Here is a 24398-nt window from a genome sequence, read left to right on the forward strand (position 1 = left end):
CACTTGCAATCATATATCGAACTCATTATCGCTATGGTGCGAACCGGGATTCTCGGTTTTGGCGGAGGCCCTTCCGTCATACCGCTTATTCGCCATGAAGCGGTGGTGAAATATCAATGGATCAACGATGACGAATTCGGAGAAACACTCGCCATCGCCAATGCCTTACCAGGCCCGATCGCAACAAAAATGTCAGCATACCTCGGCTATCGATTAAAGGGTGTATCTGGCGCAATTGTTGCCACAGCTGCTCATATTTTACCTACTTGTCTCGCCATGGTAGCCCTTGTCACACTTGTCAGCGTCTTAAGCTCCTCACAAATCATTCAAAATATGATTGGCGCTGTGACCCCTGTCATAGCGGTTCTGTTAGGCCTCATGGCATATGAATTTGGACAAAAAACGCTGAAAGGATTCGGCATGATCTTCGGGATCGCTCTATTCCTTCTTGCCTTTATTGGACTGCAAGTGCTGTCCATTCATCCAGGAATCATCGTGATGATCTTTTTATTTTATGGCGCTTTTCATTTTAAACTGAAAAATCATTGGAATCGGCCAAATAAAGAGAAAGGAGTGTCTTCATGATCCTGATTCTCTTTTTATTCTGGGCATTCTTTTTATCCAATCTATTAGGATATGGCGGTGGTCCTGCATCAATCCCGCTCAATTATGAAGAAATCGTCAATCATTTTCATTGGATGACGAACGAAGGATTCTCCAATATGCTGGCTTTAGCCAATGCACTGCCGGGGCCAATCGCTACGAAGATTGCAGCATATGTCGGTTATGACGTCATGGGCTGGCCAGGCTTTATCGTGGCACTGCTTGCCACTGTACTGCCGTCTGCTGTTGGGCTGATTTTATTGCTCAAGCTGATTGACCGCTTTCGTCAATCTCCCGTCGTTAAAGGCATGACCTTATCCGTTCAGCCTGTCATTGCGATGATGATGCTTTTATTAACATGGGAAATTGGCGGAGATGCAGTGAAAGCCATCGGCTGGACGCAATCGCTCGCCATTGCCGCGATCTCCTTTTTCTTGATGACCAAATTCAAGCTGCACCCTGCCTTTCTTATTGTGGCTGCATTTTTATATGGCGGATTCATTCTGCCGCATTCATAAAAACCGATAACATTCACTGTTATCGGTTTTCTTTTACATATAAATTGGCGAAACTGATCTGCGCCCAATCGAATGATACTCGATCCCTGCTTGTTCTGCCGCTTCAAGTGTATGACAGTTTCGACCATCGAAAATAAGCGGACACTTCATCCATTTCTTATAGGACGCGAGTGGAAACGACTGAATATCCGCCCACTCTGTTAATAGACAGACCGCATCGGCATCCTTGATCGCTTCTTCAATCGTTTGAGCGAATAAGACTTGATCCGGCAGCTCGCGAGCTGCACGCCGGGCAGCAACAGGATCATACGCCACAAGCTCCGCACCTAATTGATGGAGCTCATGAGCGATCGGAATAGACGGCGCCTCCCTCATATCGTCTGTATTCGGTTTAAAGGACAGACCAAGAAGCGCAATTCGCTTCCCTTCAAGAGCTGCCCCCAGCCGCTCCTGAATATTTCGGATAAAACCTGCCCGCTGCTCATTATTTACTTTGATCACAGCCTTTAATAGTTCAAAATCATGGGACACATGCCCTGCAATTTGGACAAGTGCATTTGTATCCTTTGGAAAACAAGAACCTCCATAGCCAATGCCCGCTCTAAGAAAGGAAGAACCGATCCGCTGATCAAGCCCCATTCCCTGTGCCACCCATTCAACATCAGCTCCTGTTTTTTCACAAATGGAGGCAATCTCATTCATAAAGCTGATTTTTGTCGCAAGAAATGCATTTGATGCATACTTGATCATTTCAGCACTTTTACGGTCTGTTTTGACCATTGGAAGGTGGAAATCAGCATACATCTCCTCCAGCTGATCTAATACGACTTTTGTTTCAGCTCCAATCACAAGCCGGTCCGCCCTCAATGTATCTGAAATGGCAGAGCCTTCCCGTAAAAATTCTGGGTTAGATGCAATCGCTAGCGGCTCCTTCCGTCCTAATTCTTGATGGATCAACTGATCGATTTGATCACCAGTTCCAACAGGCACCGTACTTTTCACCACAAGGATCGCCCCTGACTTTGCTTTTATCCCCATCTCTTTTGCAGCCTGAAACACATACTGTAAATCAGCTTGGCCATCTGCCTGCTGCGGGGTGCCGACTGCAATCATTAACACATCTGCCCGCGGGTAGACTTCCGCTCCATTTATGTGAAAATGAATTCGTCCCTGCTCAAGATTGCGTTTCAATAGCTCTTTTAACCCTGGCTCATACATTGGGGGATTTCCCTGTTTCAGCTGCATGACCTTTCGGCGGTCAATATCAATACACGTGACATCATGTCCTGCCTCCGCTAAACACACACCTGTCACAAGCCCCACATACCCACAGCCTGCAATCGCAATATTCATGACACCATCAGCTCCCCATACTCCTTATGCTTGTAATGACATCGTATGCCGGGAGCTTTCATTCCATTCTTAAAAGCATACAAAAACCCCCTGCCATCACTAGCAGGGGGTCACTTTTATGAAACAAGACCATTTCGAATATGAGCAATCAGATTTTCAAGCATTTCTTTTGTTGTGACATCATTTGAATTTTCACCAATATCATGAGCGTACATCAAAATCTTTAAAAATTCTTCTTGATTTAAACCCTTATTATCCATGTCTGTATCCTTTCAATTCCACTAATTTCATTATTATATGCTGTAAGGTTGGTTTATGCAATACTCTATTACATCATTCGACAGCTTTTGAAATTTATGACCATTTTCATGAAAAACTTTTTTATGAATCCCCATTGAGCTATAATAAAAGAATTGGAATCTTTTACTTGGTTAGGAGCGGATCAAATGCTTCAGCACAACTTCAACGAAGAAGAAATCAAACAAACTGCCGAACAGATCAAAGAACTTCTTCCTGCAACAGATGAGAACAAACAACTCATCAAAAAAGCATTGATTACTTATAGACAGGACAGCGTATATCGGCTCAAGCAAGAGTCTGATACTGAATGGTCAGCTTATGTACATGACGTCGTGGCAGCAAAGGTTAATCTGCAACTATTGTTACCAATCATCAGTAGATGCACTTGTCCAGCAGATGGACTTTGCAAACACATTCTTGCTGTCTTCTTTTCGCTATACGCTCAAGTAGAGAGTGTGACCGGATTTACAGAAAATTGGTCAGAAAAGGATGAATTACAGCGCAGCAAAGAACTGATTCGCCAGCACTTCCAAGTGAAGCGCCCAGACGAACAATCACTCCAAAGCTGGCTGAATTTTTTCCAAGAGGAATTTAACCTCTGGCTGAAACGGACACCGAAGCACCAGCAAACACCGCAGCATTTGTATTACGGCTATTTATCGATCCTAAAAAAACACGCACCTGCTTCACCTGAATTCAAGAGCTTGTATGCGATTCATACGTCTATCGATGTATGGCTTAGGCTCCATGAACTCATCGACCTCGGCCGCCTTGATGCCGAAAAGGACTTTTATTCCATGAATCCATATGTAGAACAGCTCATGAACACCATTTTCGATTCAGTGGATCATTTGAAGACATACGCCCTTTCCTTTTCCCTCGATCCGTTTCTTGAAAACACACCAACTGCCGTTCGCACACTTCTTCAAATCAATGGACCTTTCCAGCATGAACGAGTAGCGGTCTTTATGGAGATTTGGGGCACCATATTAAATAGAGGGAAATGGGTCAAAAAAGAAACAGAATTACTAAAGAACGCCCAGAAGAAAGAACAAACGGTTGAACGTACCATCGGGCTGATGCACATGGACTATTTACTGAAAGAAGACGAAAGCCTCTTTCAGCAATTACAGCTGCTCAATGCTGATATGCTGCCAAATGTGCTTAATTGGCTGAAGGATCTCACAAACCGAAAGGACTGGAAGCGGCTCAAGCTCTGGTATCATGAAATCACCTATATATTAGAGGAATATTGCCAGCTCGACCTTTCCTACAGAGAACTGCGGGGAGCCGTCAGTGATTTCTTCTTTTATTTAGATGCATACTTTAAGCAGACGAAGGATCATCATTTATATGAACGCTACCTTCAAATCTGTATGCCCTATGCGTTTACAGAATACAGTCAGCTCTTGTATGCACAGCAGCGTTATGCGGAATGGATCGAGATTCACAGCCTCGTTGGTTTCTCCATTAGTGAACTGGAGAAGGATCTCATCAAACAGATTGCAAAAGAGGAGCCTGAAGCCCTCATTCCATCGTACCACCGTGAAATCTCACTGCTTCTCGATCAAAAGAATCGAAGTGCTTATCGAGAGTCTGTGAAAATGCTGAAGAAACTGCGCACGCTTTATCATAAAACGAAAAAAACCGCGATCTGGGAAAGGTATGTAAAGCAGCTGCAAGATTCAACAAAACGGCTGCGTGCGTTCCAAGAGGAAATGAAGAAAGGAAAATTGATTGATGACACGCCATAAACAAATTGTCATTCATGCAGAACAAACAGAAGATTTCTCTTTCACCATTTCAGCGCAAGCAGAGGACGGACACCCTGTTCCGCTTAATGAAACGAAGAGGCAGCTTTTCCAATGGCACGAATCTTCTTTCTACGGAACATTCTTAGAAGATGTCAGCTTTATTGGCACTCCTGCCTTCCTGTTAAGCCCTTGGATGACCGTTGAATTGCTAGGAAAAAATTCATTTAATACGTTTAGTCATGTGACATTAACGGATGAAACGGAACCACTGATGAAGACAGCCTCTACCATTTACGAATTTATCGAGGACGAAGATTTCGTTCCCGATTATGAGGCATGGACAAAAGGCGAACTTCGGTTTAAAGATAAAGAAGGCCTATTAGATGGCTATACGGCTGATTGGTTCTCCCTTGCTGTACAGGATTACATTCAATATGATGATGCCTTGCAGCACAAATGGAACCGCATGACCGCACAATCGCCTGCGCTCTCATCCTTCCAAGGACATTTTCTAGATGAGCAGGATTTCCTGGAGACGATTGGCTGGATTGATGACGAGACGCCGTTCACTGTCGGCTTGCGCTTAAACGAGCCGGATTTTGACGGAGATGATTGGAAAATCGAATTGTTTTTGCGGGATAAGAAAAACAGCGACCTTCACTTTTTTGAAGGCATCCGTTCATTGAAAAAGTCTTGGCATCCATATCAAGATAAAATTTCAAGAGAGATGGAACGATTCAGTCAAATCGTCCCTTGGCTTTCTTTCACATCTGGCACCACACTCATGTCAGAAGAAGAAGCGTGGCTCTTCCTATCTGAAGCAAGTGAAACACTTGTCAATATGGGCATTGAGATTCTGCTCCCATCATGGTGGCAAATTGTCAAAGACAGCACGATGATGTTAAAAGCAAGGATTTCTTCTACCCCTCGAGGCGAATCACATGTCGGAATGGACGCATTAATGGACTTTAATTGGCGCTTTGCTACAAACGGCATTGAACTGACAGAAGATGAGTTCAACGAGCTTGTTCAAAGTAAACGCCGCCTTGTCAACATTCGAGGACAATGGATCAAAATAGACCCGACCTTCATACAGCAAATGAAAAAGTGGATGGAGCGTGCAGAAAATGAAGGACTTCACATGTCTGATATTTTGTCACGCGAACTGGCAGATCAAGAAGCATCCTCTGAATCGATTCCAGAGCTACTAGACAGTTCAGCATTTGCCCATATTCAATTTGAACTTTCATCGCAATTAAGAGGGCTTGTCCACCAATTAAATGATACACACGAGCTGCCTTCCTACGAAATGAGTGAGTCCTTTAAAGGCACACTGCGTCCGTATCAGCAGCATGGCGTGAACTGGCTTTTATTTTTAAGATCTCATGGATTTGGGGCTTGTTTAGCAGATGATATGGGTCTTGGAAAAACGATTCAAATGATCGCTTATTTCACGTATTTGAAGGAGCAGGAGCAAAATGCCGCTCCGTCTCTCATCATTGCACCGACCTCTGTTTTAGGAAACTGGCAGCGAGAGCTCGAAACATTCGCACCACATTTGAAGGTTGCCCTGCATTATGGCCCATCGCGTCCACAGGGAGAGGACTTCACAAAAGCATACGAGTCAACAGATATTGTTCTGACGTCTTATGGACTCTCACATTCTGATCGTGATGAATTAACGGCAGCAAAGTGGAATACCATTTGCTTAGACGAAGCCCAAAATATCAAGAACGCCCATACGAAACAATCGAGAGCGATTAGACAGCTCAAAGGACAGCATCACATAGCCCTCAGCGGGACACCAATGGAAAACCGTTTGACAGAGCTTTGGTCCATATTCGACTTCGTAAACAAAGGATATCTCGGCAGCCTGACCAGCTTCCATAAAAAGTTCGTCCTTCCGATTGAAAAAGACCGTGAAGAAAAAAGAATTGAACAGCTGCAGCAGCTGATCAAACCATTTTTATTAAGACGAACAAAACAAGATGAAGAGGTTGCCCTAAACTTGCCTGAGAAACTCGAAGAAAAAGAATTCATTCCGCTCTCCGCTGAGCAGGCGTCTTTATATGAACAGCTCGTGAAGGATACATTTGAACACATGGCATCATTAACAGGGATGCAGCGAAAAGCCATTATTTTAAGTATGCTTGGCAGACTCAAACAGATTTGTGATCACCCTGCGCTCTATTTAAAAGAGCGGGGAACAGATGTGAAACTGCTGAAACGTTCGTTAAAAATGGATAAACTCGCAGAGCTGTTAAAAACAATACATGAGCAAGGAGAAAGCTGCCTCATCTTTACGCAGTATATTGAAATGGGCAACATGATCAAGCAGCTGGCAGAAAAGATGTTTGGAGAACCAGTCCAATTTTTAAATGGCAGTCTCTCAAAACAGGAGCGGGACAAAATGGTGGACCGCTTTCAGAAGAAAGAATTCAATATCTTAATTCTCTCTTTAAAGGCAGGAGGAACAGGACTCAACCTAACCGCCGCAAACCATGTCATTCACTACGATAGATGGTGGAATCCTGCTGTGGAAAACCAAGCGACAGACCGAGCTTATCGGATTGGACAAAAACGATTTGTTCACGTCCATAAGATGATCACAACGGGCACAATCGAGGAAAAAATCGATCAAATGCTCGAAACAAAACAAACATTAAATGATCAAATTATCCAAAGCGAGAGCTGGATTACAGAGCTATCGACAAACGAACTAGAAGACTTATTTACCTTAAGTGCCGCCGCTCAATCATCTTAATCACAGCAAAAAAGAGGACTTTTCTCAAGCCTAATGAAAAGTCCTCTTTTTTATTTCATATAAACGTATGCTAAATGTTCAGTTTTTTCAATGCAGATTTCACATTCATATACGTATTTAATTCACGGAAGTCCTCTCTCATTTCTCCCATCTTCATTGCAAGATTCGGTTTAATTCCTGTCACAATGAGTTCAGTACCTGTCATTAAAATCAAATCGTTCAGCTTAAAGATCGCATCTGCCACAAATGAATCCACTTCTAATAATCCGGACAGATCGACAATAAAATAATCATCCTTGGATTGAGAGATATAGGTGGAGACCGTTGAAATGATCTTATCAAATCTAGGCGCTGTTAACGTACCAATGATCGGTAACACAGAGATACCATCTTTCACCGGAACGATTGGGACAGAAATATTCAGCACTTCATCAATTGATTGCTCAAGAAGCTCCTGCTGTTCCTTCTCTTTCGTGACATCCTTTTGCAAACCAACGAAATAAAGACGTTTTCCTTCCTTTTCGTCAATCCAAAGAGGAGCGACACTTAACTCGTTCCAAAACATTTGTCCAGATTTTTTATAATTTTTCAGCTGAACCGTGACAGCCTCTTTGTTCTCAATGGCTGTTCTAATTTGCTTGAGAGCGATTTGTTCAGTTTCATCTCCCTGAAGGAAACGACAATTCCTCCCCAATACTTCGGTTTCTTGATAGCCTGTCATATCTAAAAAGCCCTTGTTCACATATATTAAAGGATTATCAGGTAAAGACGGGTCCGTCACCGTCAGGCCAACCTGAGTATAGTCCAAGGCTTCCTTGATTAAATGCAGATTTTCGGACTTATAAGATTCCAGCGCCATTCGTTTACTCTCCTTATTTTCCTTACAAGCGGGTTATATTCATAATTAAATTATATGATGTTCCACATCATGTGTAAATAGAAGTGGTTCTGAATTCCTCTTTTGTAGAATGCGCTTCATCCTATGTGATTTATACCACGACATCTGATTCATCTATTTCAAAAGGTGCCGGATCATATGCGCGACTCCGTGTTCATCATTTGATAACGTCACGTGATCAGCGATTTCTTTTATATCCTGTCTCGCATTCCCCATTGCAACCCCAACACCAGCAGCTCGAAGCATTGATTCATCATTTAAACTGTCTCCTACAGCCGCTGCCCTACTTAAAGGAATACCTAGTCTTTCTGCCAGCCTTGTTAATGCCTGCCCTTTAGACGCGTCCTTTGAACCAATTTCAAAGTTATGATCAGCCGAACTGACCAATGTTAAATCTGAATCATTACCAAACATATCCCATCCGGCTTTCAATCTGTCTTGAAAAAAAGAAAAACCTAAGATATTGTAAAATGAAAGCTTTCGATCCTCACGAAACAATTCTTTATATGTATCAATATAAGAAAAACCCGACTGGCTGTATTGAACTTCTGCCGCTTGTTTTAAGACATTTTGATCCGTTTCTGGATTTGCACTTTTTAAACGGTCCATTTCAATCGCAAGAAGCTCTCTGCCGCGATTTGGTGTGAAAATGGCTTCGTTTGTAAAGACTTCATAATAATAATCACGTTCTTCAAGCCATGACAATATGTGTTTAGCCTTTTCTTCTTGTAAAGCAGCTGAATGGTACACTTGTCCAGTTGGATCATGAATCACAGCTCCATTGGCACTAATCACCCATGTATTCATACCAAGCTGGTCAAAAATAGACCTCACATCAAAATACGCTCTCCCTGTTGACACGACAACCTCAATTCCATTCGCAGCTGCTTCCTTTAATGCCTGCTCGTTTTCCTGACTCACTTTGTGTTCACTGTTCAATAAAGTTCCATCTAAATCCGTTGCGATTAATTGAATGTTTGTCATCGTTCTCTCCTTTTTATCTTTATTTTCAACCGACATACCGTTAACAAAATCCATCATCATTATGAAATGAGTATCCACTATTTGCAAGAGCTGATCGGTTAAACAGTGAATAAAAGGGTATCCGGCCACGCAAATATGACCGGATACACACATAGGGGATTCACAAGGGGACACATGACCTATACAAAGAAGCATTGGTTCTATATTACGCAGTGTTCATATGAACAAGGCAGCATCTATCAGCTTTAGCTAGAGGGGGGCTGTCAGATGATAGACGTTACCTTTTAATTCGGGACTTGCCTCCTTTCCTTTCAGCTACCCCTAGTCTACGGAGAAAGGCCGTATGTGACAAAACAGGAAAATAGCAAAATAGGCCTTCAAATTCTCTATATCCTCATTAATTTCTGTTTTTTACCGCTTGCGTATAAAACATCATCTTGTTTTGTTTGATGAAATACTTATTTTTCATAAATTGATAAAAAATATCTGAATGAATCCAATTACTAGAAGGCATGTGAATATAATCAGATCCGTCCCACGCAAACCAATAAAAACAAAGCCGGCCATCATGAACCGACAGCTGAAACTCAAAACAGTCCATTTGATCCTCGGTGACATATTGAAACGTGAGTGACTCTCCTTCTTCCATATACACATCACAAAATGAAAGAATATCTCCCCACGAATAAACACGTATATCACTCTTTGCCTTGTCGTCGCCAATATGAATGTTTCTCAATTGATAGGACTCCATAAAACATCTCCTTTCACTCATGTGCAGCTAGTTCTAAGCAGGCAGCGGTTTCATTTATACAGATGTTGTATGCTATAATAATACTTACGAATAATGAACGCTTGTGAGGTGATAAATATGAAAACCTTTAGGCTGATTGATTTAAAAATTGAACTTGATCCACAGCAAGATAAAATGTCCAGCATTCCCCTTCGTGACGGTTTAATCATTAATAAAGAAGACGGTGAAAATCACTGGATGATCGAGGCACTCATTCCAAAGAAACATAGACAGGTGTTTGAGGTACTCTTTCAGCAGCACACAGAAGTGAAGATTCTTGTAACGATCACTAAAGAAAACAACCGCCCTGTTCATCTATCTGTCCAAGTCAAAAACATCGTTGCTTTAGAAGAAAACATTTCTGTTTTACTCGATGGTAAAATGATTACAAATCGTTACAGAACAGAAACTGAAGAAGTATTAAAAGACCTCGTCAAAGAGGGGCTGTCAGGAGAAAAACTACTGGATGCTTTTAAACAAAACACATAAAAAAGAGCGGGATCAGCCGCTCTTTTTCTATTGCACATCTTTAGACTGGCTTTGATTTTTCAATAGATCTCTAATTTCAGTTAGCAAAACTTCCGTTTGATCCGGCGTTTCCACAACCTCTTCTTCCTCAACCTTTTTCCGTTTTAACTTATTCAAATAACGAATAAAGATAAAAATGGAAAACGAGATAATTAAGAAATCAACCACTGTTTGAATAAAGTTCCCATATAAAATTTGAGCGGCTCCGATTTTAATGGATAAACCGCTAAAATCATGCCCTCCAATAATAATACCGACAAGCGGCATGATTAAATCATTCACAAGAGAAGTGACAATTTTGCCAAATGCTCCCCCAATGATGACACCTACTGCCAAGTCAATGACATTGCCCTTGACTGCAAACTCTCTAAATTCTTTCAGCATCCTTTATCACCTTCATCTTTTTTTGTCTAATATGACGTTTTTTTGTCAAAATTGCAAGTCCTTATCCGTTCTAACTGAACGTTTCTAAATAAAAAAGCGATTCATGCTTGATGAACCGCCAGAAAAATCATGATACTTTAGGACCAATAGAAAATGTCAGTTCTGCTTCACATGCAACCTCGCCATCTACCGTCGCTACTGCTTTTCCTTTTGCAACCGGCCCGCGGAGGCGCGTCACTTCAACCTCTAAACGAAGCTGGTCTCCAGGCTTGACCTGTCTTTTAAAGCGGCATCCGTCAATTCCTGCAAACAAACCGATTTTTCCTTTGTTTTCTTCCTTGCCTAACATAATCACACCAAAAACCTGTGCGAGTGCTTCTACTATAAGCACACCAGGCATGACTGGGTAACCAGGGAAATGGCCATTAAAAAATTCTTCATTCACTGTGACATTTTTAATTCCAACCGCTCTTTTTTCTCCCTCAACCTCTAAAATACGGTCGACCAATAAGAATGGATAACGGTGTGGAATAATGTCTTGAATTTGCTGAGCATCAAGCATATCTTGATCTCTCCTTCTTTTCTATATCGCTGATCTTCATTTGATTCCTATAGAAGTATATTATGAATGCTGGCATTTTTCAATATTCGCCTTATGCATATGGTAAAAAATAGAATCTACCATTACCAATTGTCATCAAATATAATCCACACTACACTCAATGTTTTTTCACAAATATGGTAATATATATTACATCATTGATTGAATAAGAGGGTAAAAATGAATTTTATGAGCGATAAATCCGTAAAAAAACTTCTCCATTCCTGGTATACAATGCTAAAGCATCGACATTTTTCGAAGGCTGAAGAAATTAAAAAAACACTGCTAAAATATAAACGGAAATTATCAAAAAAACAAGAACTCTATTTCCATTATCAGTTGATGCTTTTCCGTCACCAGCTCTGGATGAATCAGACAGAGGACTTAGAAAAACTCAAACATGAACTGCTGCCCCACAAAGATGAAATGAACGAAGAACTGCAATATTATTTTTATTTCTTTCTCGGATTATATGAATCTTTAAAAAGTGATCAAAATGATGCGATTCATTATCTCGAAAAGGCTGAGGAACGACTGCCATTACTTAACGATGAGCTGGAGGAAGCAGAGTTCCATTTCCGTACAAGCGGTGTTTATTATAACAACCGTTACTCGTTGTTATCGATTCGTCATGTTCAAAAAGCCATGGATATTTTTGCAAAGCACGGTGATATCCATAGCATCTATCGGTGTAAAATTGTGCTCGCTCTTAACTATAGCGACCAAAAAAAATATAAGGAAGCGGAAGATATTTTCATTGAAATTATTGATTACGTGAAAAAGATTGATGATCAAGAGCTGCTCGGTATCGTTTATTATGATGCTGGCTTTATTCAGTCAAGACAAAACCGTCATAAGGAAGCGCTGGAATACTTCAAAAAAGCGCTTCGTCTTCCAGCGTACCGAAAGTCAGCACACTCCTATGTATCATGCCTATACGAAACTGTGCGTTCCTGTTTTAAAGAAAATTTAACCGATGAAGGGATGAAGTATATTCAAAAAGGTCTGAAAGAATCTGTTGCTTCCCAGTTTGATATATTAAGAATGAAGTTTCAAATCTTATCTCTTCTCTACAGCCAAACGCCAAAGGCAGATGAGCAGATCGCCACGCTCGTCACATGTCTTGAACGAAAAGAAGCCTGGATTGATCTTGAGGATCTTCTTGCTGATGTCTCAGATTTTTATAAAAAAAAGGGCGACTTTGAGCGAGCCGCCTTTTTTATCATGAGAGGCTGATACCAGCCTGCTGATTATCGAATTGTATTAATTAATCCCAGCATTTGATCGCCCATCGTAATTGTTCTTGAATTCATCTGATAGGAACGCTGTGTTGTCATGAGGTCTGTTAATTCTTTCGACATGTCCACATTTGATGTTTCCAGTGCACCTTGCTGAAGCTGAATCGCCTCTCGGTTTGCTCCATTTAGTGCTGTTAATGCACCTTGATAGGTTCCATCGACTGAGAACAAATTATCTCCTTCAGAGACAAGTGCTGACGAATTATTGACTTGTACAACGCCCAGATTCACTTGCTGATTGGGTTGATTGTCTCTTGAAACCGCCGTAAGCCGCCCATTTTTATCGATTGAAATATCACGGAAATTTGCATTTAAGACGATCGCATTTCCGTTTTCATCAAGAATCGGATAGCCTTCGCTCGTGACAAGCTGCACTTGATTACGATTATTGCCCGGCTGCAAGTAAAGTGAACCATCTCTTGTATAACGGATATTACCGCCGGCGTTGACCCGCAAATACTGCGACGGCGCTCCGAAGGCAACATCAAGATCACGTCCTGTTTCTTTAATAGAGCCTTGCAGCGAGTTAATGGACGCATTGACCATTGTCCCCGTGCCAAGCCTTAACCCAGCAGGTGTCAGACGACTGTTTGCCACCTGCTCATTTTTTTCATCTACCTGATTAAACTGCTGTCTGATCAGCTCTGAGAAACGGGTGTTTTTCGCGCGGTACCCTGTTGTTTCACTGTTCGCGATGTTGTTGCTGATGATGTCAAGCTGCTTTTGCACTTCATTCATCGATACAGCTGCGTTTATCATCGTTCTAAGCATGAGAATCCTCCTTTCTTTTTCATTTCTTGATTAGTACACTCTGCCAATTTCATTCACTGCTTTTTCTAAGCTTTTATCATACGCCTGAACCACTTTTTGATTTGTTTCAAATGCTCGGTAGGCCGTTGTCATATCTGTATATGATTTCGTCACATCCACGTTCGAGAGCTCCGATACGCCTTGGCTTAACGTATAGGACATTTGACCGTTATTGACTGCACTTGGCAGGGGCTGGTTATCAGCTGTACGGTATAAATCATTTCCTTCACGCGCTAGGTTTCTTGTATCCATCGCAACACGTACATCGATTTGACCAAGATTTTGCCCATTTTCAGACACAGTACCATCTGCATTCACTTTGAAATTCTCACTCTGAACCGTAATCGGCTGACCCGTCACGGAAAGAAGAGCGCGGCCATTAATCGTCAATTGATTTTGTGCGTTCAATGTAATGGAGCTGCTTTTCGTATAACGAACGCCTTCTGGTGTGTTGACCGCATAAAATAGCGCTGATTTCTGATTGGTCTCCGGATTGATCGGCACATTATTTTCAACTAGTGCTATGTCTGTTGTTTGATCTGTTGTTTTTAAAGTTCCCTGTGTAAATTGAGGGATTAATTCCTGCATATATGTCCCAGTATTGATTCCACCAATCGGCGATTGCAGTGGAACACTAAAACCTTTGCCTGAGGATGTTTGGAAACGTCCTGATTCCATTCGGCTCAGCAGCATTTCTGGAAATGCACGCATTGCCCCTTCATCCGCTTTATAGCCTGGGGTATTCGCATTTGCGATATTATTTGAAAGCATTTCTGTCCGCCGCTCTTGAGCGATCATGGCAGATGTTGCGGTGTATAGTCCTTTTAACACGTGCTCACCTCATTCAAATTCTTTCACATGACCTAAACACAATCTTCTATGAAATATATCGGCTGATTAGCAGGGTTCTTTAATAAAAATCCCCCATTCTTTCTAAAAAGAATGAGGGAAATCATTAGCTGAGTTTACGCTTTGGCAGCTTGTCCATATTATCAAGCATCACGCCAGTACCAACTGCTACACAGTCCATTGGATTTTCAGCAATGAAAACTGGTACTTTCAGCTCTTCTGCAAGCAATTGATCAAGCCCGTTTAGAAGAGCTCCGCCACCTGTAATGATGACGCCGCGATCGATAATATCAGCTGATAATTCAGGCGGTGTTCTTTCAAGAACTTGTTTCGCAGCCTGAACAATCGCAGATACAGATTCACGCAATGCTTCTTCTACTTCTTTGCTTGTGACGGTAATCGTTCTTGGTAATCCTGTCACCATGTCTCGTCCACGAATCGAAATCTCTTCGTGACGTGCGTCTGGGAATACCGTTGCAACTTGGATCTTAATATCCTCAGCCGTGCGCTCACCGATCAACAGCTTGTACTCTTTTTTAATGTAGTTTAGAATTTCCAGATCAAATTTGTCTCCAGCCATTTTAATAGAAGAGGCGGTTACAATGTCACCCATTGAGATGACAGCGATATCTGTCGTTCCGCCTCCAATATCTACGACCATGTTTCCACTTGGCTGAAAAATATCCATACCAGCACCAATCGCTGCTACTTTTGGCTCTTCTTCAAGAAATACATGCTTACCACCGCTTTTTTCAGCAGCTTCTTTGATCGCCTTCTGCTCAACAGATGTAATATTTGTCGGGCAGCAGATGAGCATACGCGGCTTAGAGAACAGCCCTTTCACATTTAATTTGTTAATAAAATGCTTGAGCATCGCTTCAGTTACTTCAAAATCAGCGATTACGCCGTCTTTTAATGGACGAATCGCAACAATATTCCCAGGCGTACGTCCAACCATACGTCTAGCCTCTTCTCCAACAGCCAAAACTTTTCCGCTGTTTTTGTCAAGAGCTACCACAGATGGTTCATTTAACACAATTCCTTTTCCTTTGACATGAATCAGTACATTGGCAGTACCAAGATCAATTCCAATATCCCTAGCAAACATCTATATATATCCTCCTTGAAAATCTGTTTCCATAGCAAATACCACATTCTGCCCTAATTATATATTCTATCATAATTTGCAGAAAAAAAGATATTTCTTTACAAAAGTCTTTACAAAATTTGTGGTTAGAAACTACCGATATGAGGAAGATATATATATCATGTTTATGAACAAAGAACTAAGCTTACTGTTTCACAGGTTCGCCTTCTAAAATTTCTTCTTTTTTATACTTTAACTTGGTGGCTTCTCCTCCTCGCAAGTGGCGGATTGATTTATGATAATCCAGTATCTCCTTTACTTCATTAGCCAGATCTGGATTAATTTCTGGCAGTCTTTCTGTTAGATCCTTGTGTACAGTACTTTTAGAGACTCCAAATTCTTTCGCAATAACACGAACGGTTTTCTTTGTCTCCACGATATACTTTCCTATCTTGATTGTTCGCTCTTTGATGTAATCGTGCACACCACTCGACCTCCCTAAAATGGATGTGAGAAGTGTGAAATGAGATCCGTATGAAGATTATCCATTTTCAGCGGCGCTTGTTCGTCGTAATTTCTCATCCATTAGGTAGTAAATGCCAAACACGATCCCTCACCTCAAACACTCTCTTTGTCAGGTTTGTAACAGTGTATTAGCATTGAATAGGGAATATGCTAAAAATGAAGATGGGACAAGGGATTTATCAGAAAAGGCAAAACAAAAAATCATTTCGGGGCGCGAAAATTTTCACTTTACAAGAAAGAGTTCAGCACGTAAAATAGAAAAGGTGAATTTATTTACCTAGCTAAATATTTAAAAAAGGTGAGCATATGGATACGTTAAATAGAGAGTGTTTACATCAAATACATCAAGGCGCACGGCTGCTGTCTAAAAAGGCGAACGAAGCGCTTGCTGCTTATGACTTGTACATGTCCCAGTGGACTGTGCTTTTTTGTTTGGATACATTCGGCCCAAAAACCCAAAAAGACATCTGGACATATTTGAACGTCGAAGCACCGACCATCACCAGAACCGTCACCCGTTTAGAAGCAAACGGCTGGGTGAAACGTGTACAAGGCAAAGACAAACGTGAGAATCTGATCGTGATGACAGATGATGCAAAAGCCCGATTTGAAGAAATCAAACGCACGATGGAACAATTTGAAGAAGAATGTCTTTCAGATTTTACCTACGAAGAAAAACAACTCCTCCATACACTTTTACACAAATTATCAACTGAATAGGAAGTGACATACATCATGAACGAACGCATATGGACAAAAGACTTTATCATGATTGTCCTGGTGAATTTATTTACGTTCACCTCTTTTTATGCCCTTTTGACATTACTGCCCATTTATACAATGGATGAACTAAATGGAACAGAATCACAGGGCGGTCTCCTTGTGACGGTCTTCTTATTGTCTGCTATTGTGACAAGACCGTTTTCTGGAGCCATTATTGAGAAATTCGGCAAAAAACGGATGGCGATTTTCTCTTCTACGGCCTTTGCCTTACTCACTTATTTATACATCCTGATTGATCAATTCCAAACACTTCTTATGCTGCGTTTCGTACAAGGGATCTTTTTTAGTATTTTGACGACAGTTGCCAGTGCCATTGCGGCTGATATGATCCCGAAACATAAACGCGGGGAAGGACTCGGATACTTTGTGATGTCTATGAACCTCGCTGTTGTCATCGGTCCGTTTATCGCACTGAATCAAGTAGGTAAAATAGGATTTCATTCATTATTTCTTCTCTTTTCCATTATCGTGACCATCGGAGCCGCTTTTACGATGCTGATTAGACAGCCAGAGCCTGAAAACGGTGGAAGCATTGTCTTCCGATTCACGTTTTCTCACCTGTTTGAAAAAGGCGCATTAAAAACAGCGGCCGTCGGCATTATTATTTCCTTCTGTTATTCGCCGATTATTTCATTTATTTCAGTTTATGCCAATTCACTTCATTTGATGGGTGCAAGCAGTTATTTCTTTATTGTATTTGCGGCTGCAATGCTTGGATCACGTCCATTTACAGGCAGACTTTTTGACCGGGTTGGAGCTCACGTTGTGATCTATCCTTCGATTGCCCTTTTTGCCATTGGTTTATGGATGCTGACAGCGACACATTCAGCTACAATGCTTCTTCTATCAGGCGCTGTGATTGGACTTGGCTACGGTTCGCTCGTGCCATGTTTACAAACACTTGCGATTCAGCACTCACCAGCTCATCGTACGGGATATGCGACGGCTACTTTCTTCACCCTGTATGATACAGGTATTGCTGCCGGCTCATTTGTCTTTGGACTCCTTGTCAGTTTCACAGACTTTTCAAATGTGTACCTCATTGCGGGTATTGTGGTCTTACTGAGTATGGGCGTTTTTTATTGGAGCGAACGAAAACCTCAGGAAGCAAAAGCACAAAAGGTCTCCCTTTCAGAGTAAAAGGGTACTATTTTAAACTTCGTCGGAAACATGCTAAAATATAGGATATTCCAAATAGAGCATACAGGCTTTGTTGAAAAATAGTTAGCATTAAGCGAAAGTATAGGTGATGTTTTGAATTACGAATTGTTTAAAGTCATACACGGGATGGCTCACCATTCTGAGTTTTTAGATCAGGCCATGATCTTTATTACGAAAAAGGCCATTCTTGTGTACGCCCTTGTCTTATTGATTTGCTGGTTTTTAGGGAATCACAAATTTAAGAAGCATGTCTTCTTTTCCGGTGTAACAGGCATTGCAGCACTTATCGTCAACTTTGCCATTACATTGTTTCATTATGAAGAGCGGCCGTTTGTGGCGCATAAAGTCGACACACTCATCCCGCACTCAGCAGATGCTTCCTTCCCAAGTGACCATACAACAGGTGCATTGGCTCTTTCACTTGCCATTCGATCCCGTAATAAAAAGCTCGGCAACATCTTGCTCGTCTTTGGATTACTTACAGGATTCTCCCGCATCTGGGTCGGTCATCATTATCCATTTGATGTTTTAGGCAGCTTGGTCGTATCGATTGTGGTTGTCTTTATCATGAATAAATTATGGAAGTTCTTTGACTCTCCTATTGATCGTATCGTGACATTTTACGAGACAATTGTAGGGAAAATTTTCAGAAGGAAGACAAAGGATCAGGGCTCAGACCTGTCCAACTCTTAAGCGGACTTGCGATAACGTGATGAAGATTCTCCTTCCACTTATCGCGCCGCTTTTTTTATTGGCTTTCCCCCTCTAACCATACTCGAAAAATAAAGACTGACACCAATGCCAATAAGAGAAATGATGATCAATGTCCAGCCTAATTGCGCAAAGTGAGCACCAGCAATTTCATCCCCAAACAGCATACCAAGCACAGCAGACGACAGAATAGAACCAAGGTAGCGGCATGTTTGAAAAAGTCCAGAGGACGTGCCAATCATGTGCTGAGGACTTGCCTTGAGCATCGCAGCTTGGAGCGCAACATTCCCAATCCCATAACTGAGCCCAAGCAGAGCTAGAACCAATCCTTTCCCCCATAATGGCGCAGGAATAAAAAAGAAAGTCATGGCAGACGCTCCAGCCAGCATCAATACAGCACTCGCTAAAACTGGATGGCGTTCATCCCCGCGATCCACCCACTTTCCAGTCAGCGGTGACACAATAATACTCACCCCTGACATACACAGCATAAAAAGACCCGTCATCTCCACACGCCAGCCTAACTCATCCTGAAAATAACTCGGCAAACCAAAAAAGAGACAATAGAAAAAGATATTTAAAATGATAAATTGCACATACACAAGTGACAGCCGCTGCTCCTCCCTGAACATCCGTATTTGAATAAACGGTTCATCCACCTGATACTCCCACCAGATAAAAGCGCCTGCACTCAGGAGACAAAGAATACCTTGAACATATTGAATGCCATCACCCAGTGATAATAAAAATGAAAGCAGGAGAACAATGCAGACGGTAAAAAGAAGCATCCCTGGCAAATCGAGTGTTCGCACAGTTTCGCCTATGCGGAGCTTTTTCTTCTTCTGCTCCTTCGGAAACAAAAATAGGCCAAGAAAGAAACTGATCAAAATAAAAGGCAGATTCACTAAAAAGATAGCCGGCCAGCCGCCAATGGTCATTAGAAATCCGCCAAGCGTCGGTCCAAGCGCCGTCATCGCTGAAGCAAAAATGGATAATACCGCTAAAGCCGAAGCCTGTCTTTCTTGAATATGATCCCGAATGAGTCCGACCCCAGAAGGATAAATGGCACTGCTTCCCATCGCCTGTAACAAACGGATCACAATCAGCACCGCAAACGTTGGGGCAAACGGCGCGCAAATGGCTGAGACTGCGACAAGAACCAGACCGAATAAAAATAAGGTTCTCCGGCTCATGACATGATCCCCAATCCGGCCGCTCACCGGCTGCGTCACTGCACTGGCTAAATAAAAAGAAGAAATAAGCCAAGATACGGTCGTAAACGACAAACCGAATTCATGCTGAATTTGATGCAAGGCCAAAGAAATCATTGATGAATTCAGTGGATTCAACATCGTTCCAAAGGCAATAGCGGTTAAAAAAACTTTTCGGTTGTCTCTCCACTTGTTCATACACTGACCTCCTTTTTGCAATCCTTTCGTTATTATGAGATTCATTTCCCTTTTTTACCCTAATCAATTCAAGTTCTCTCTTAGAAAAGCAAGACATACATTCTAAAAAGGACGATTGTTGGAATAACACATATAAAATTGAGAATATGAGGAACAAATGGTAAGATGCTACACATATTTAAAAGCCTACTTTCTCCTGATATGGAGAACGGCTGAAAAGGAGGAGAAGCTTATTATTAAAAAAAGACGGTTTTGGGTCCCAGCCCTTTTCTCGGTTGCAGTATTACTTCTGTCTTCGTGTGGTTCAAATGAAACAAATGGGAACGGAGATAAACGTAATTCTACAGCGAAAGGGTCGCCAATTTTGGAGGATGGAAAATTTATTTTTGCAGCATCAGGTGAATTTCATCCGTTTAGTTACATGGATGGAAATCAGATGTCCGGCTTTGATATCGACGTAGGCAATGCGATTAGTGACAAACTAGGTCTCGAACCTATACAGAAAAAATATAAATTCGCAGGCATCGTCGAAGGCGTGAAAGCAGGTAAATTTGATGCGGCAGTTGCAAGTCATACCATCAATGAGGAACGAAAAAAACACGTCCTTTTTTCTAAACCCTATTACTATTCTGGTCCGCAAATTTTCACAAGACCCGGATCAGACATTCAACATGCGGATGACTTAAAAGACAAAGAAATTGCTGTATCCAAAGGGTCGTCCTACGCTGATATTGCCAAGGAACATAGCGGGCAAGAACCAAAATATTATGATAGTGATGTCGTCGCCTTAGAAGCACTGGCCAATGGAAAACACGATGCAGTCGTGACAGATTTCGCCACAGGTGCAGAAGCGATGAAGAAAAAATTAAAAATCACAGCGCAGGAAAGACTCGGACAAAGTGAGCAGGCAATTGCTGTTTCAAAAGAAAATGAACAGCTCATAAAAGAGATCAACGATGCGATTGACGCACTAAAAAAAGACGGAACATTAAAACAAATTAGCAAAAAGTACTTTGATGAAGACATCACGGTCAAACAAGATTAAAACCACGATTGTGCGCCCAATTTTATAGGCGCACTTTCTTCAAATGGAGATGATTGTTTTGCCTACCCTATCACACTTTTTTCAGACACTCATTGATTCAAGAGGTATTTTCTTAGAAGGAATGCTGATCACCTTACAGCTGACGGTGATCAGCATCTTCATCGGTATGTTCATCGGGCTTTTCTTTGCTTTATTGAAAATATCCCGCATAGCCGTTTTTGGTTATATCGCCAATGCTTATATCTTTCTTGTACGCGGAACACCACTTATTGTTCAGATTTTCATCCTATATTTCGGCCTCACAGAATTGAATATACCCGACTTCTGGGCTGCTTCCATTGCGCTCGCCTTTCATAATGGCGCCTATATAGCCGAAATATTCAGAGGCGCCATCCAATCCATCGATCAGGGGCAAAAAGAGGCAGGACGATCTCTTGGTATGGGTCGTTTTTTAACAATGAGGCGTATCATTCTCCCTCAAGCGATGCGGCGTGCTCTTCCCCCTCTTGGCAACCAGTTCATTATCGGCTTAAAAGACTCATCACTCGCCGCCTTTATCAGTGTCAATGAACTATTTAACGTCGCCACCACGCAAGGCTCCAACAGCTTTGACAATATGACGTATTTACTTGTTGTAGCCGTCTATTACTTAGTTCTTGTCCTGCTGTTAACATTCGCTGTCCAAACCTTTGAGAAGAAACTATCAGCTAGTGACCAATAGGAGGAGAAGCATGACAGAATCAAAGGAAATCATTCGTGTTGAAAAACTCAATAAATACTTTGGAGAGCTTCATGTTTTAAAAGATATCGATCTCACTGTTTATGAAAATGATGTGGTCGTCTTAATTGGTGCAAGCGGTTCTGGAAAAAGCACCTTGCTCCGCTGTATGAACTTTTTAGAAATAAAAAATGATGGAGATATTATCATTGATGGCAGCCCTGTTCATCCAAAGCGAGATCAATTAAACGAAATGAGACAAAAAATAGGAATGGTGTTTCAGCATTTTAATCTTTTCCCGCACAAAACTGTGCTTGAAAATATCATCGAAGCGCCTGTTATGGTGAAAAAAACAAAGAAAGCGCAAGCCATCGCTGAAGCCAGCACCTTGCTAGAAAAAGTCGGACTTGCGGATAAAGCCAACGTATATCCTTCTAAACTATCAGGCGGCCAAAAACAGCGTGTAGCCATAGCCAGATCTCTCGCCATGAAGCCTGATGTCATGTTATTTGACGAACCTACGTCTGCCCTTGACCCAGAGCTTGTAGGCGAGGTGCTGCAAACGATGAAAAGCCTCGCAAAAGAAGGCATGACCATGGTCATTGTCACACATGAAATGGGCTTTGCGAAAGAAGTTGCCGATCGTGTCGTCTACATGCACGAAGGCCGCATCGTCGAAGAAGGCGTCCCTTCGGATTTGTTTGATTCTCCTAGGGAGGAACGTACAAAACTGTTTCTCAGCTCCATTTTATAGGTCAAACGCCCTTCATTTTTAGTGCTTAACTTACGTTTTTGCTCATTCTTTACGAACTTTTCATCCATTTATATTGAACTTAACCAAAAACCATGTTAGATAAACTTACACGTATATGTTATATATGACTTTTCTCTCTATAATGAAGAATTAAGAAAACAATAATTCTGAATGATTCGGGGGAATGCAGCATGCAAATGGGTGATACAGTATTTATGTTCTTCTGCGCACTACTCGTGTGGTTAATGACACCGGGTTTAGCTTTATTCTACGGAGGACTCGTGAGAAGTAAAAACGTGTTAAGCACAACCATGCACAGCTTAACGTCACTAGCGATCGTTTCAATCGTATGGATCGTATTCGGTTATTCCTTAGCTTTTGCACCAGGCAATGCATGGATCGGAGGATTAGACTGGGTGGGCCTGAAAGGCGTAGGCTTTGAGCCTGGTTCCTATAGTGAGACCATTCCACATTCATTGTTCATGATGTTTCAAATGACCTTTGCCGTCTTAACAACAGCCATCATCTCAGGGGCCTTTGCTGAACGGATCCGCTACTCAGCAGTCGTTGTATTTACACTCCTTTGGGTCACATTTGTATACGCTCCAGTCGCACACTGGGTATGGGGCGGCGGTTGGATTGGCGAGATGGGTGCGCTTGACTTCGCAGGCGGAAACGTGGTTCACATCTCATCCGGTGTTGCAGGTCTTGTCGTGGCAATTGTGCTCGGGAAGCGTAAAGAAGCAGCAAGCTCTTCTCCGCATAACTTGATCTACACCCTTCTTGGCGGAGCTGTCATCTGGTTTGGATGGTTTGGTTTTAACGTGGGTAGTGCTCTTACATTAGACAGCGTGGCCATGTATGCCTTTATTAACACCAATACAGCTGCTGCTGCAGGAATCATCGGCTGGCTGTTAGTAGAGTGTATGATCAACAAAAAACCGACCATGCTCGGCGCGATCTCTGGAGCCATCGCAGGTCTTGTCGCCATTACACCTGCCGCAGGCTTTGTTACACCGTTTGCTTCTATTATAATAGGAATCATTGGCGGGATCGTCTGTTTCTGGGGGGTCTTTTCACTCAAAGCCAAATTTGGCTATGATGACGCACTGGACGCATTCGGCCTTCACGGAATTGGCGGTACTTGGGGAGGAATTGCAACAGGACTTTTCGCCACAACTTCTGTCAATGACGGCGGAGCCAATGGCTTATTTTACGGAGATCCCAGCTTACTTTGGAAGCAAGTGGTCGCGATTGTTGCCACGTACGCTTTTGTTGCCGTTGTGACATACGTGATCATCAAAGTGGTCAATGTCTTCTTCAAAATTCGTGCAACCGAAGAAGAAGAATCAGTGGGTCTTGATTTAACCATGCACGGTGAAAAAGCTTATCAAGATTAAAGAAAAAGGGGTGTCTCTATGAGCAAAATGTATAAAGTGGAGATTGTCACACGTCCAGCTAATTTTGAAACATTAAAGGTGGAGCTTGGAAAGATTGGTGTCACCTCGATTACCTTTTCAAATGTACACGGCTGCGGCTTACAAAAGGGACATACAGAGCTATACCGCGGCGTCAAAAAAGAAAGCAACGTGTACGAACGATTAAAGATCGAAATCGTCCTAAGCAAAGTACCTGTCGAACAGGTCGTTGAAACAGCTCAAAAGGTACTTCGGACAGGCGAACCAGGGGATGGGAAAATTTTTATATATGAAATAGCGAATACAATCAACATTCGGACAGGTGAAGAAGGACCTGCCGCCCTATAGCG

At 42.0% G+C, this 24398-nt stretch carries 26 protein-coding genes; 14 read left to right on the forward strand and 12 right to left on the reverse strand.

Annotated elements, in window-relative coordinates:
• Window positions 1-3: 3 nt before the first annotated feature.
• Window positions 4-585 (forward strand): chromate transporter, encoded by a 582-nt coding sequence (locus tag AAYR28_RS16665; RefSeq protein ID WP_034281186.1) that lies wholly within the window; start codon window positions 4-6, stop codon window positions 583-585.
• On the forward strand, window positions 582-1121 hold the full coding sequence (locus AAYR28_RS16670) for a chromate transporter (protein ID WP_213018503.1): 540 nt from the start codon (window positions 582-584) through the stop codon (window positions 1119-1121). The genes AAYR28_RS16665 and AAYR28_RS16670 overlap by 4 nt, the downstream gene beginning before the upstream one ends.
• A gap of 33 nt (window positions 1122-1154) precedes the next feature.
• Here the strand turns inward: AAYR28_RS16670 and AAYR28_RS16675 are convergent, their stop codons facing one another.
• Both AAYR28_RS16675 and AAYR28_RS16680 read right to left on the reverse strand, forming a co-directional pair.
• The gene (locus AAYR28_RS16675) at window positions 1155-2474 is read right to left on the reverse strand and encodes a UDP-glucose dehydrogenase family protein (protein WP_267527864.1); all 1320 of its coding nucleotides are present in this window, start codon (window positions 2472-2474) and stop codon (window positions 1155-1157) included.
• A gap of 116 nt (window positions 2475-2590) precedes the next feature.
• A complete protein-coding gene (locus tag AAYR28_RS16680; RefSeq protein ID WP_003214884.1) occupies window positions 2591-2734 on the reverse strand; it encodes a hypothetical protein in 144 nt (47 codons plus the stop codon).
• Between the two features lie 186 nt (window positions 2735-2920).
• Here AAYR28_RS16680 and AAYR28_RS16685 point away from each other — a divergent pair, with 186 nt between their 5' ends.
• A complete protein-coding gene (locus tag AAYR28_RS16685; RefSeq protein ID WP_267527865.1) occupies window positions 2921-4528 on the forward strand; it encodes an SWIM zinc finger family protein in 1608 nt (535 codons plus the stop codon).
• Complete coding sequence (locus AAYR28_RS16690; RefSeq protein ID WP_254001465.1) at window positions 4515-7292, forward strand: DEAD/DEAH box helicase; 2778 nt, start codon at window positions 4515-4517, stop codon at window positions 7290-7292. The genes AAYR28_RS16685 and AAYR28_RS16690 overlap by 14 nt, the downstream gene beginning before the upstream one ends.
• A 70-nt stretch (window positions 7293-7362) precedes the next feature.
• On the opposite strand, the gene AAYR28_RS16695 is transcribed toward AAYR28_RS16690, so the two are convergent.
• The 3 genes from AAYR28_RS16695 to AAYR28_RS16705 form a co-directional block, all read right to left on the reverse strand.
• Window positions 7363-8151, reverse strand: coding sequence for a PAS domain-containing protein (locus AAYR28_RS16695; RefSeq protein WP_029706346.1), 789 nt, complete (start codon window positions 8149-8151; stop codon window positions 7363-7365).
• Between the two features lie 153 nt (window positions 8152-8304).
• The gene (locus AAYR28_RS16700; RefSeq protein WP_209304718.1) at window positions 8305-9165 is read right to left on the reverse strand and encodes a Cof-type HAD-IIB family hydrolase; all 861 of its coding nucleotides are present in this window, start codon (window positions 9163-9165) and stop codon (window positions 8305-8307) included.
• Window positions 9166-9571: 406 nt separating this feature from the next.
• Complete coding sequence (locus AAYR28_RS16705; RefSeq protein WP_034281192.1) at window positions 9572-9928, reverse strand: hypothetical protein; 357 nt, start codon at window positions 9926-9928, stop codon at window positions 9572-9574.
• A gap of 117 nt (window positions 9929-10045) precedes the next feature.
• On the opposite strand from AAYR28_RS16705, the gene AAYR28_RS16710 reads away from it, so the two are divergent.
• Entirely contained in the window at window positions 10046-10456 is a 411-nt protein-coding gene (locus AAYR28_RS16710; protein WP_024423692.1) for a YwpF-like family protein, read from the forward strand.
• Between the two features lie 27 nt (window positions 10457-10483).
• Here AAYR28_RS16710 and mscL read toward each other — a convergent pair whose 3' ends face one another.
• Window positions 10484-10879, reverse strand: a complete 396-nt coding sequence (gene mscL, locus AAYR28_RS16715) for a large conductance mechanosensitive channel protein MscL (RefSeq protein ID WP_024423693.1) — start codon at window positions 10877-10879, stop codon at window positions 10484-10486.
• 127 nt (window positions 10880-11006) lie between these two features.
• Window positions 11007-11441, reverse strand: a complete 435-nt coding sequence (gene fabZ / locus AAYR28_RS16720) for a 3-hydroxyacyl-ACP dehydratase FabZ (RefSeq protein WP_012011512.1) — start codon at window positions 11439-11441, stop codon at window positions 11007-11009.
• A gap of 219 nt (window positions 11442-11660) precedes the next feature.
• Here fabZ and AAYR28_RS16725 point away from each other — a divergent pair, with 219 nt between their 5' ends.
• On the forward strand, window positions 11661-12716 hold the full coding sequence (locus AAYR28_RS16725) for a tetratricopeptide repeat protein (protein WP_065214867.1): 1056 nt from the start codon (window positions 11661-11663) through the stop codon (window positions 12714-12716).
• A 14-nt stretch (window positions 12717-12730) separates the two neighbouring features.
• Here AAYR28_RS16725 and AAYR28_RS16730 read toward each other — a convergent pair whose 3' ends face one another.
• From AAYR28_RS16730 to spoIIID, 4 genes are all read right to left on the reverse strand, one after another.
• On the reverse strand, window positions 12731-13549 hold the full coding sequence (locus AAYR28_RS16730) for a flagellar hook-basal body protein (protein WP_098677175.1): 819 nt from the start codon (window positions 13547-13549) through the stop codon (window positions 12731-12733).
• A gap of 30 nt (window positions 13550-13579) precedes the next feature.
• The gene (locus tag AAYR28_RS16735; protein ID WP_034281198.1) at window positions 13580-14419 is read right to left on the reverse strand and encodes a flagellar hook-basal body protein; all 840 of its coding nucleotides are present in this window, start codon (window positions 14417-14419) and stop codon (window positions 13580-13582) included.
• A 124-nt stretch (window positions 14420-14543) separates the two neighbouring features.
• The gene (gene mbl, locus AAYR28_RS16740) at window positions 14544-15545 is read right to left on the reverse strand and encodes a cell shape-determining protein Mbl (protein ID WP_120207858.1); all 1002 of its coding nucleotides are present in this window, start codon (window positions 15543-15545) and stop codon (window positions 14544-14546) included.
• A 184-nt stretch (window positions 15546-15729) separates the two neighbouring features.
• On the reverse strand, window positions 15730-16008 hold the full coding sequence (spoIIID, locus tag AAYR28_RS16745) for a sporulation transcriptional regulator SpoIIID (RefSeq protein WP_008343327.1): 279 nt from the start codon (window positions 16006-16008) through the stop codon (window positions 15730-15732).
• A gap of 347 nt (window positions 16009-16355) precedes the next feature.
• Between spoIIID and AAYR28_RS16750 the strand changes: the two genes are divergently transcribed.
• The 3 genes from AAYR28_RS16750 (at window position 16356) to AAYR28_RS16760 (ending at window position 18686) form a co-directional block, all read left to right on the forward strand.
• Window positions 16356-16769, forward strand: coding sequence for a MarR family winged helix-turn-helix transcriptional regulator (locus tag AAYR28_RS16750; RefSeq protein ID WP_024423697.1), 414 nt, complete (start codon window positions 16356-16358; stop codon window positions 16767-16769).
• A 15-nt stretch (window positions 16770-16784) separates the two neighbouring features.
• Entirely contained in the window at window positions 16785-17972 is a 1188-nt protein-coding gene (locus AAYR28_RS16755; protein ID WP_101676544.1) for an MFS transporter, read from the forward strand.
• Window positions 17973-18086: 114 nt separating this feature from the next.
• Window positions 18087-18686: an undecaprenyl-diphosphatase gene (locus AAYR28_RS16760; protein ID WP_024423699.1), complete on the forward strand. Its 600-nt coding sequence runs from the start codon at window positions 18087-18089 to the stop codon at window positions 18684-18686.
• Between the two features lie 38 nt (window positions 18687-18724).
• Here AAYR28_RS16760 and AAYR28_RS16765 read toward each other — a convergent pair whose 3' ends face one another.
• Entirely contained in the window at window positions 18725-20113 is a 1389-nt protein-coding gene (locus AAYR28_RS16765; RefSeq protein WP_101676545.1) for an MFS transporter, read from the reverse strand.
• Window positions 20114-20270: 157 nt separating this feature from the next.
• On the opposite strand from AAYR28_RS16765, the gene AAYR28_RS16770 reads away from it, so the two are divergent.
• The 5 genes from AAYR28_RS16770 (at window position 20271) to AAYR28_RS16790 (ending at window position 24396) form a co-directional block, all read left to right on the forward strand.
• Entirely contained in the window at window positions 20271-21158 is an 888-nt protein-coding gene (locus AAYR28_RS16770) for a transporter substrate-binding domain-containing protein (RefSeq protein ID WP_046312998.1), read from the forward strand.
• A gap of 43 nt (window positions 21159-21201) precedes the next feature.
• Window positions 21202-21879 (forward strand): amino acid ABC transporter permease, encoded by a 678-nt coding sequence (locus AAYR28_RS16775; RefSeq protein ID WP_080652918.1) that lies wholly within the window; start codon window positions 21202-21204, stop codon window positions 21877-21879.
• A gap of 10 nt (window positions 21880-21889) precedes the next feature.
• The gene (locus AAYR28_RS16780) at window positions 21890-22630 is read left to right on the forward strand and encodes an amino acid ABC transporter ATP-binding protein (protein ID WP_046312994.1); all 741 of its coding nucleotides are present in this window, start codon (window positions 21890-21892) and stop codon (window positions 22628-22630) included.
• Between the two features lie 191 nt (window positions 22631-22821).
• A complete protein-coding gene (locus AAYR28_RS16785; RefSeq protein WP_120207860.1) occupies window positions 22822-24030 on the forward strand; it encodes an ammonium transporter in 1209 nt (402 codons plus the stop codon).
• An 18-nt stretch (window positions 24031-24048) separates the two neighbouring features.
• On the forward strand, window positions 24049-24396 hold the full coding sequence (locus AAYR28_RS16790) for a P-II family nitrogen regulator (RefSeq protein ID WP_034281209.1): 348 nt from the start codon (window positions 24049-24051) through the stop codon (window positions 24394-24396).
• Window positions 24397-24398 lie beyond the last annotated feature (2 nt).

Origin of the sequence: Bacillus safensis, from assembly GCF_039619585.1 — a bacterium.
Lineage (GTDB): Bacteria > Bacillota > Bacilli > Bacillales > Bacillaceae > Bacillus > Bacillus safensis.

What these genes read in the sequence shown, in the direction of transcription:
- AAYR28_RS16705 (WP_034281192.1), bottom strand. Translation starts at nt 9,928, where the DNA reads ATGGAGTCCTATCAATTGAGAAACATTCATATTGGCGACGACAAGGCA.
- fabZ (WP_012011512.1), bottom strand. Translation starts at nt 11,441, where the DNA reads ATGCTTGATGCTCAGCAAATTCAAGACATTATTCCACACCGTTATCCA.
- AAYR28_RS16685 (WP_267527865.1), top strand. Translation starts at nt 2,921, where the DNA reads ATGCTTCAGCACAACTTCAACGAAGAAGAAATCAAACAAACTGCCGAA.
- AAYR28_RS16710 (WP_024423692.1), top strand. Translation starts at nt 10,046, where the DNA reads ATGAAAACCTTTAGGCTGATTGATTTAAAAATTGAACTTGATCCACAG.
- AAYR28_RS16730 (WP_098677175.1), bottom strand. Translation starts at nt 13,549, where the DNA reads ATGCTTAGAACGATGATAAACGCAGCTGTATCGATGAATGAAGTGCAA.
- AAYR28_RS16785 (WP_120207860.1), top strand. Translation starts at nt 22,822, where the DNA reads ATGCAAATGGGTGATACAGTATTTATGTTCTTCTGCGCACTACTCGTG.
- AAYR28_RS16680 (WP_003214884.1), bottom strand. Translation starts at nt 2,734, where the DNA reads ATGGATAATAAGGGTTTAAATCAAGAAGAATTTTTAAAGATTTTGATG.
- AAYR28_RS16725 (WP_065214867.1), top strand. Translation starts at nt 11,661, where the DNA reads ATGAATTTTATGAGCGATAAATCCGTAAAAAAACTTCTCCATTCCTGG.
- mbl (WP_120207858.1), bottom strand. Translation starts at nt 15,545, where the DNA reads ATGTTTGCTAGGGATATTGGAATTGATCTTGGTACTGCCAATGTACTG.
- AAYR28_RS16750 (WP_024423697.1), top strand. Translation starts at nt 16,356, where the DNA reads ATGGATACGTTAAATAGAGAGTGTTTACATCAAATACATCAAGGCGCA.
- AAYR28_RS16755 (WP_101676544.1), top strand. Translation starts at nt 16,785, where the DNA reads ATGAACGAACGCATATGGACAAAAGACTTTATCATGATTGTCCTGGTG.
- AAYR28_RS16695 (WP_029706346.1), bottom strand. Translation starts at nt 8,151, where the DNA reads ATGGCGCTGGAATCTTATAAGTCCGAAAATCTGCATTTAATCAAGGAA.
- mscL (WP_024423693.1), bottom strand. Translation starts at nt 10,879, where the DNA reads ATGCTGAAAGAATTTAGAGAGTTTGCAGTCAAGGGCAATGTCATTGAC.
- AAYR28_RS16670 (WP_213018503.1), top strand. Translation starts at nt 582, where the DNA reads ATGATCCTGATTCTCTTTTTATTCTGGGCATTCTTTTTATCCAATCTA.
- AAYR28_RS16775 (WP_080652918.1), top strand. Translation starts at nt 21,202, where the DNA reads ATGGAGATGATTGTTTTGCCTACCCTATCACACTTTTTTCAGACACTC.
- AAYR28_RS16780 (WP_046312994.1), top strand. Translation starts at nt 21,890, where the DNA reads ATGACAGAATCAAAGGAAATCATTCGTGTTGAAAAACTCAATAAATAC.
- AAYR28_RS16675 (WP_267527864.1), bottom strand. Translation starts at nt 2,474, where the DNA reads ATGAATATTGCGATTGCAGGCTGTGGGTATGTGGGGCTTGTGACAGGT.
- AAYR28_RS16770 (WP_046312998.1), top strand. Translation starts at nt 20,271, where the DNA reads ATGGTAAGATGCTACACATATTTAAAAGCCTACTTTCTCCTGATATGG.
- AAYR28_RS16690 (WP_254001465.1), top strand. Translation starts at nt 4,515, where the DNA reads ATGACACGCCATAAACAAATTGTCATTCATGCAGAACAAACAGAAGAT.
- AAYR28_RS16790 (WP_034281209.1), top strand. Translation starts at nt 24,049, where the DNA reads ATGAGCAAAATGTATAAAGTGGAGATTGTCACACGTCCAGCTAATTTT.
- AAYR28_RS16765 (WP_101676545.1), bottom strand. Translation starts at nt 20,113, where the DNA reads ATGAACAAGTGGAGAGACAACCGAAAAGTTTTTTTAACCGCTATTGCC.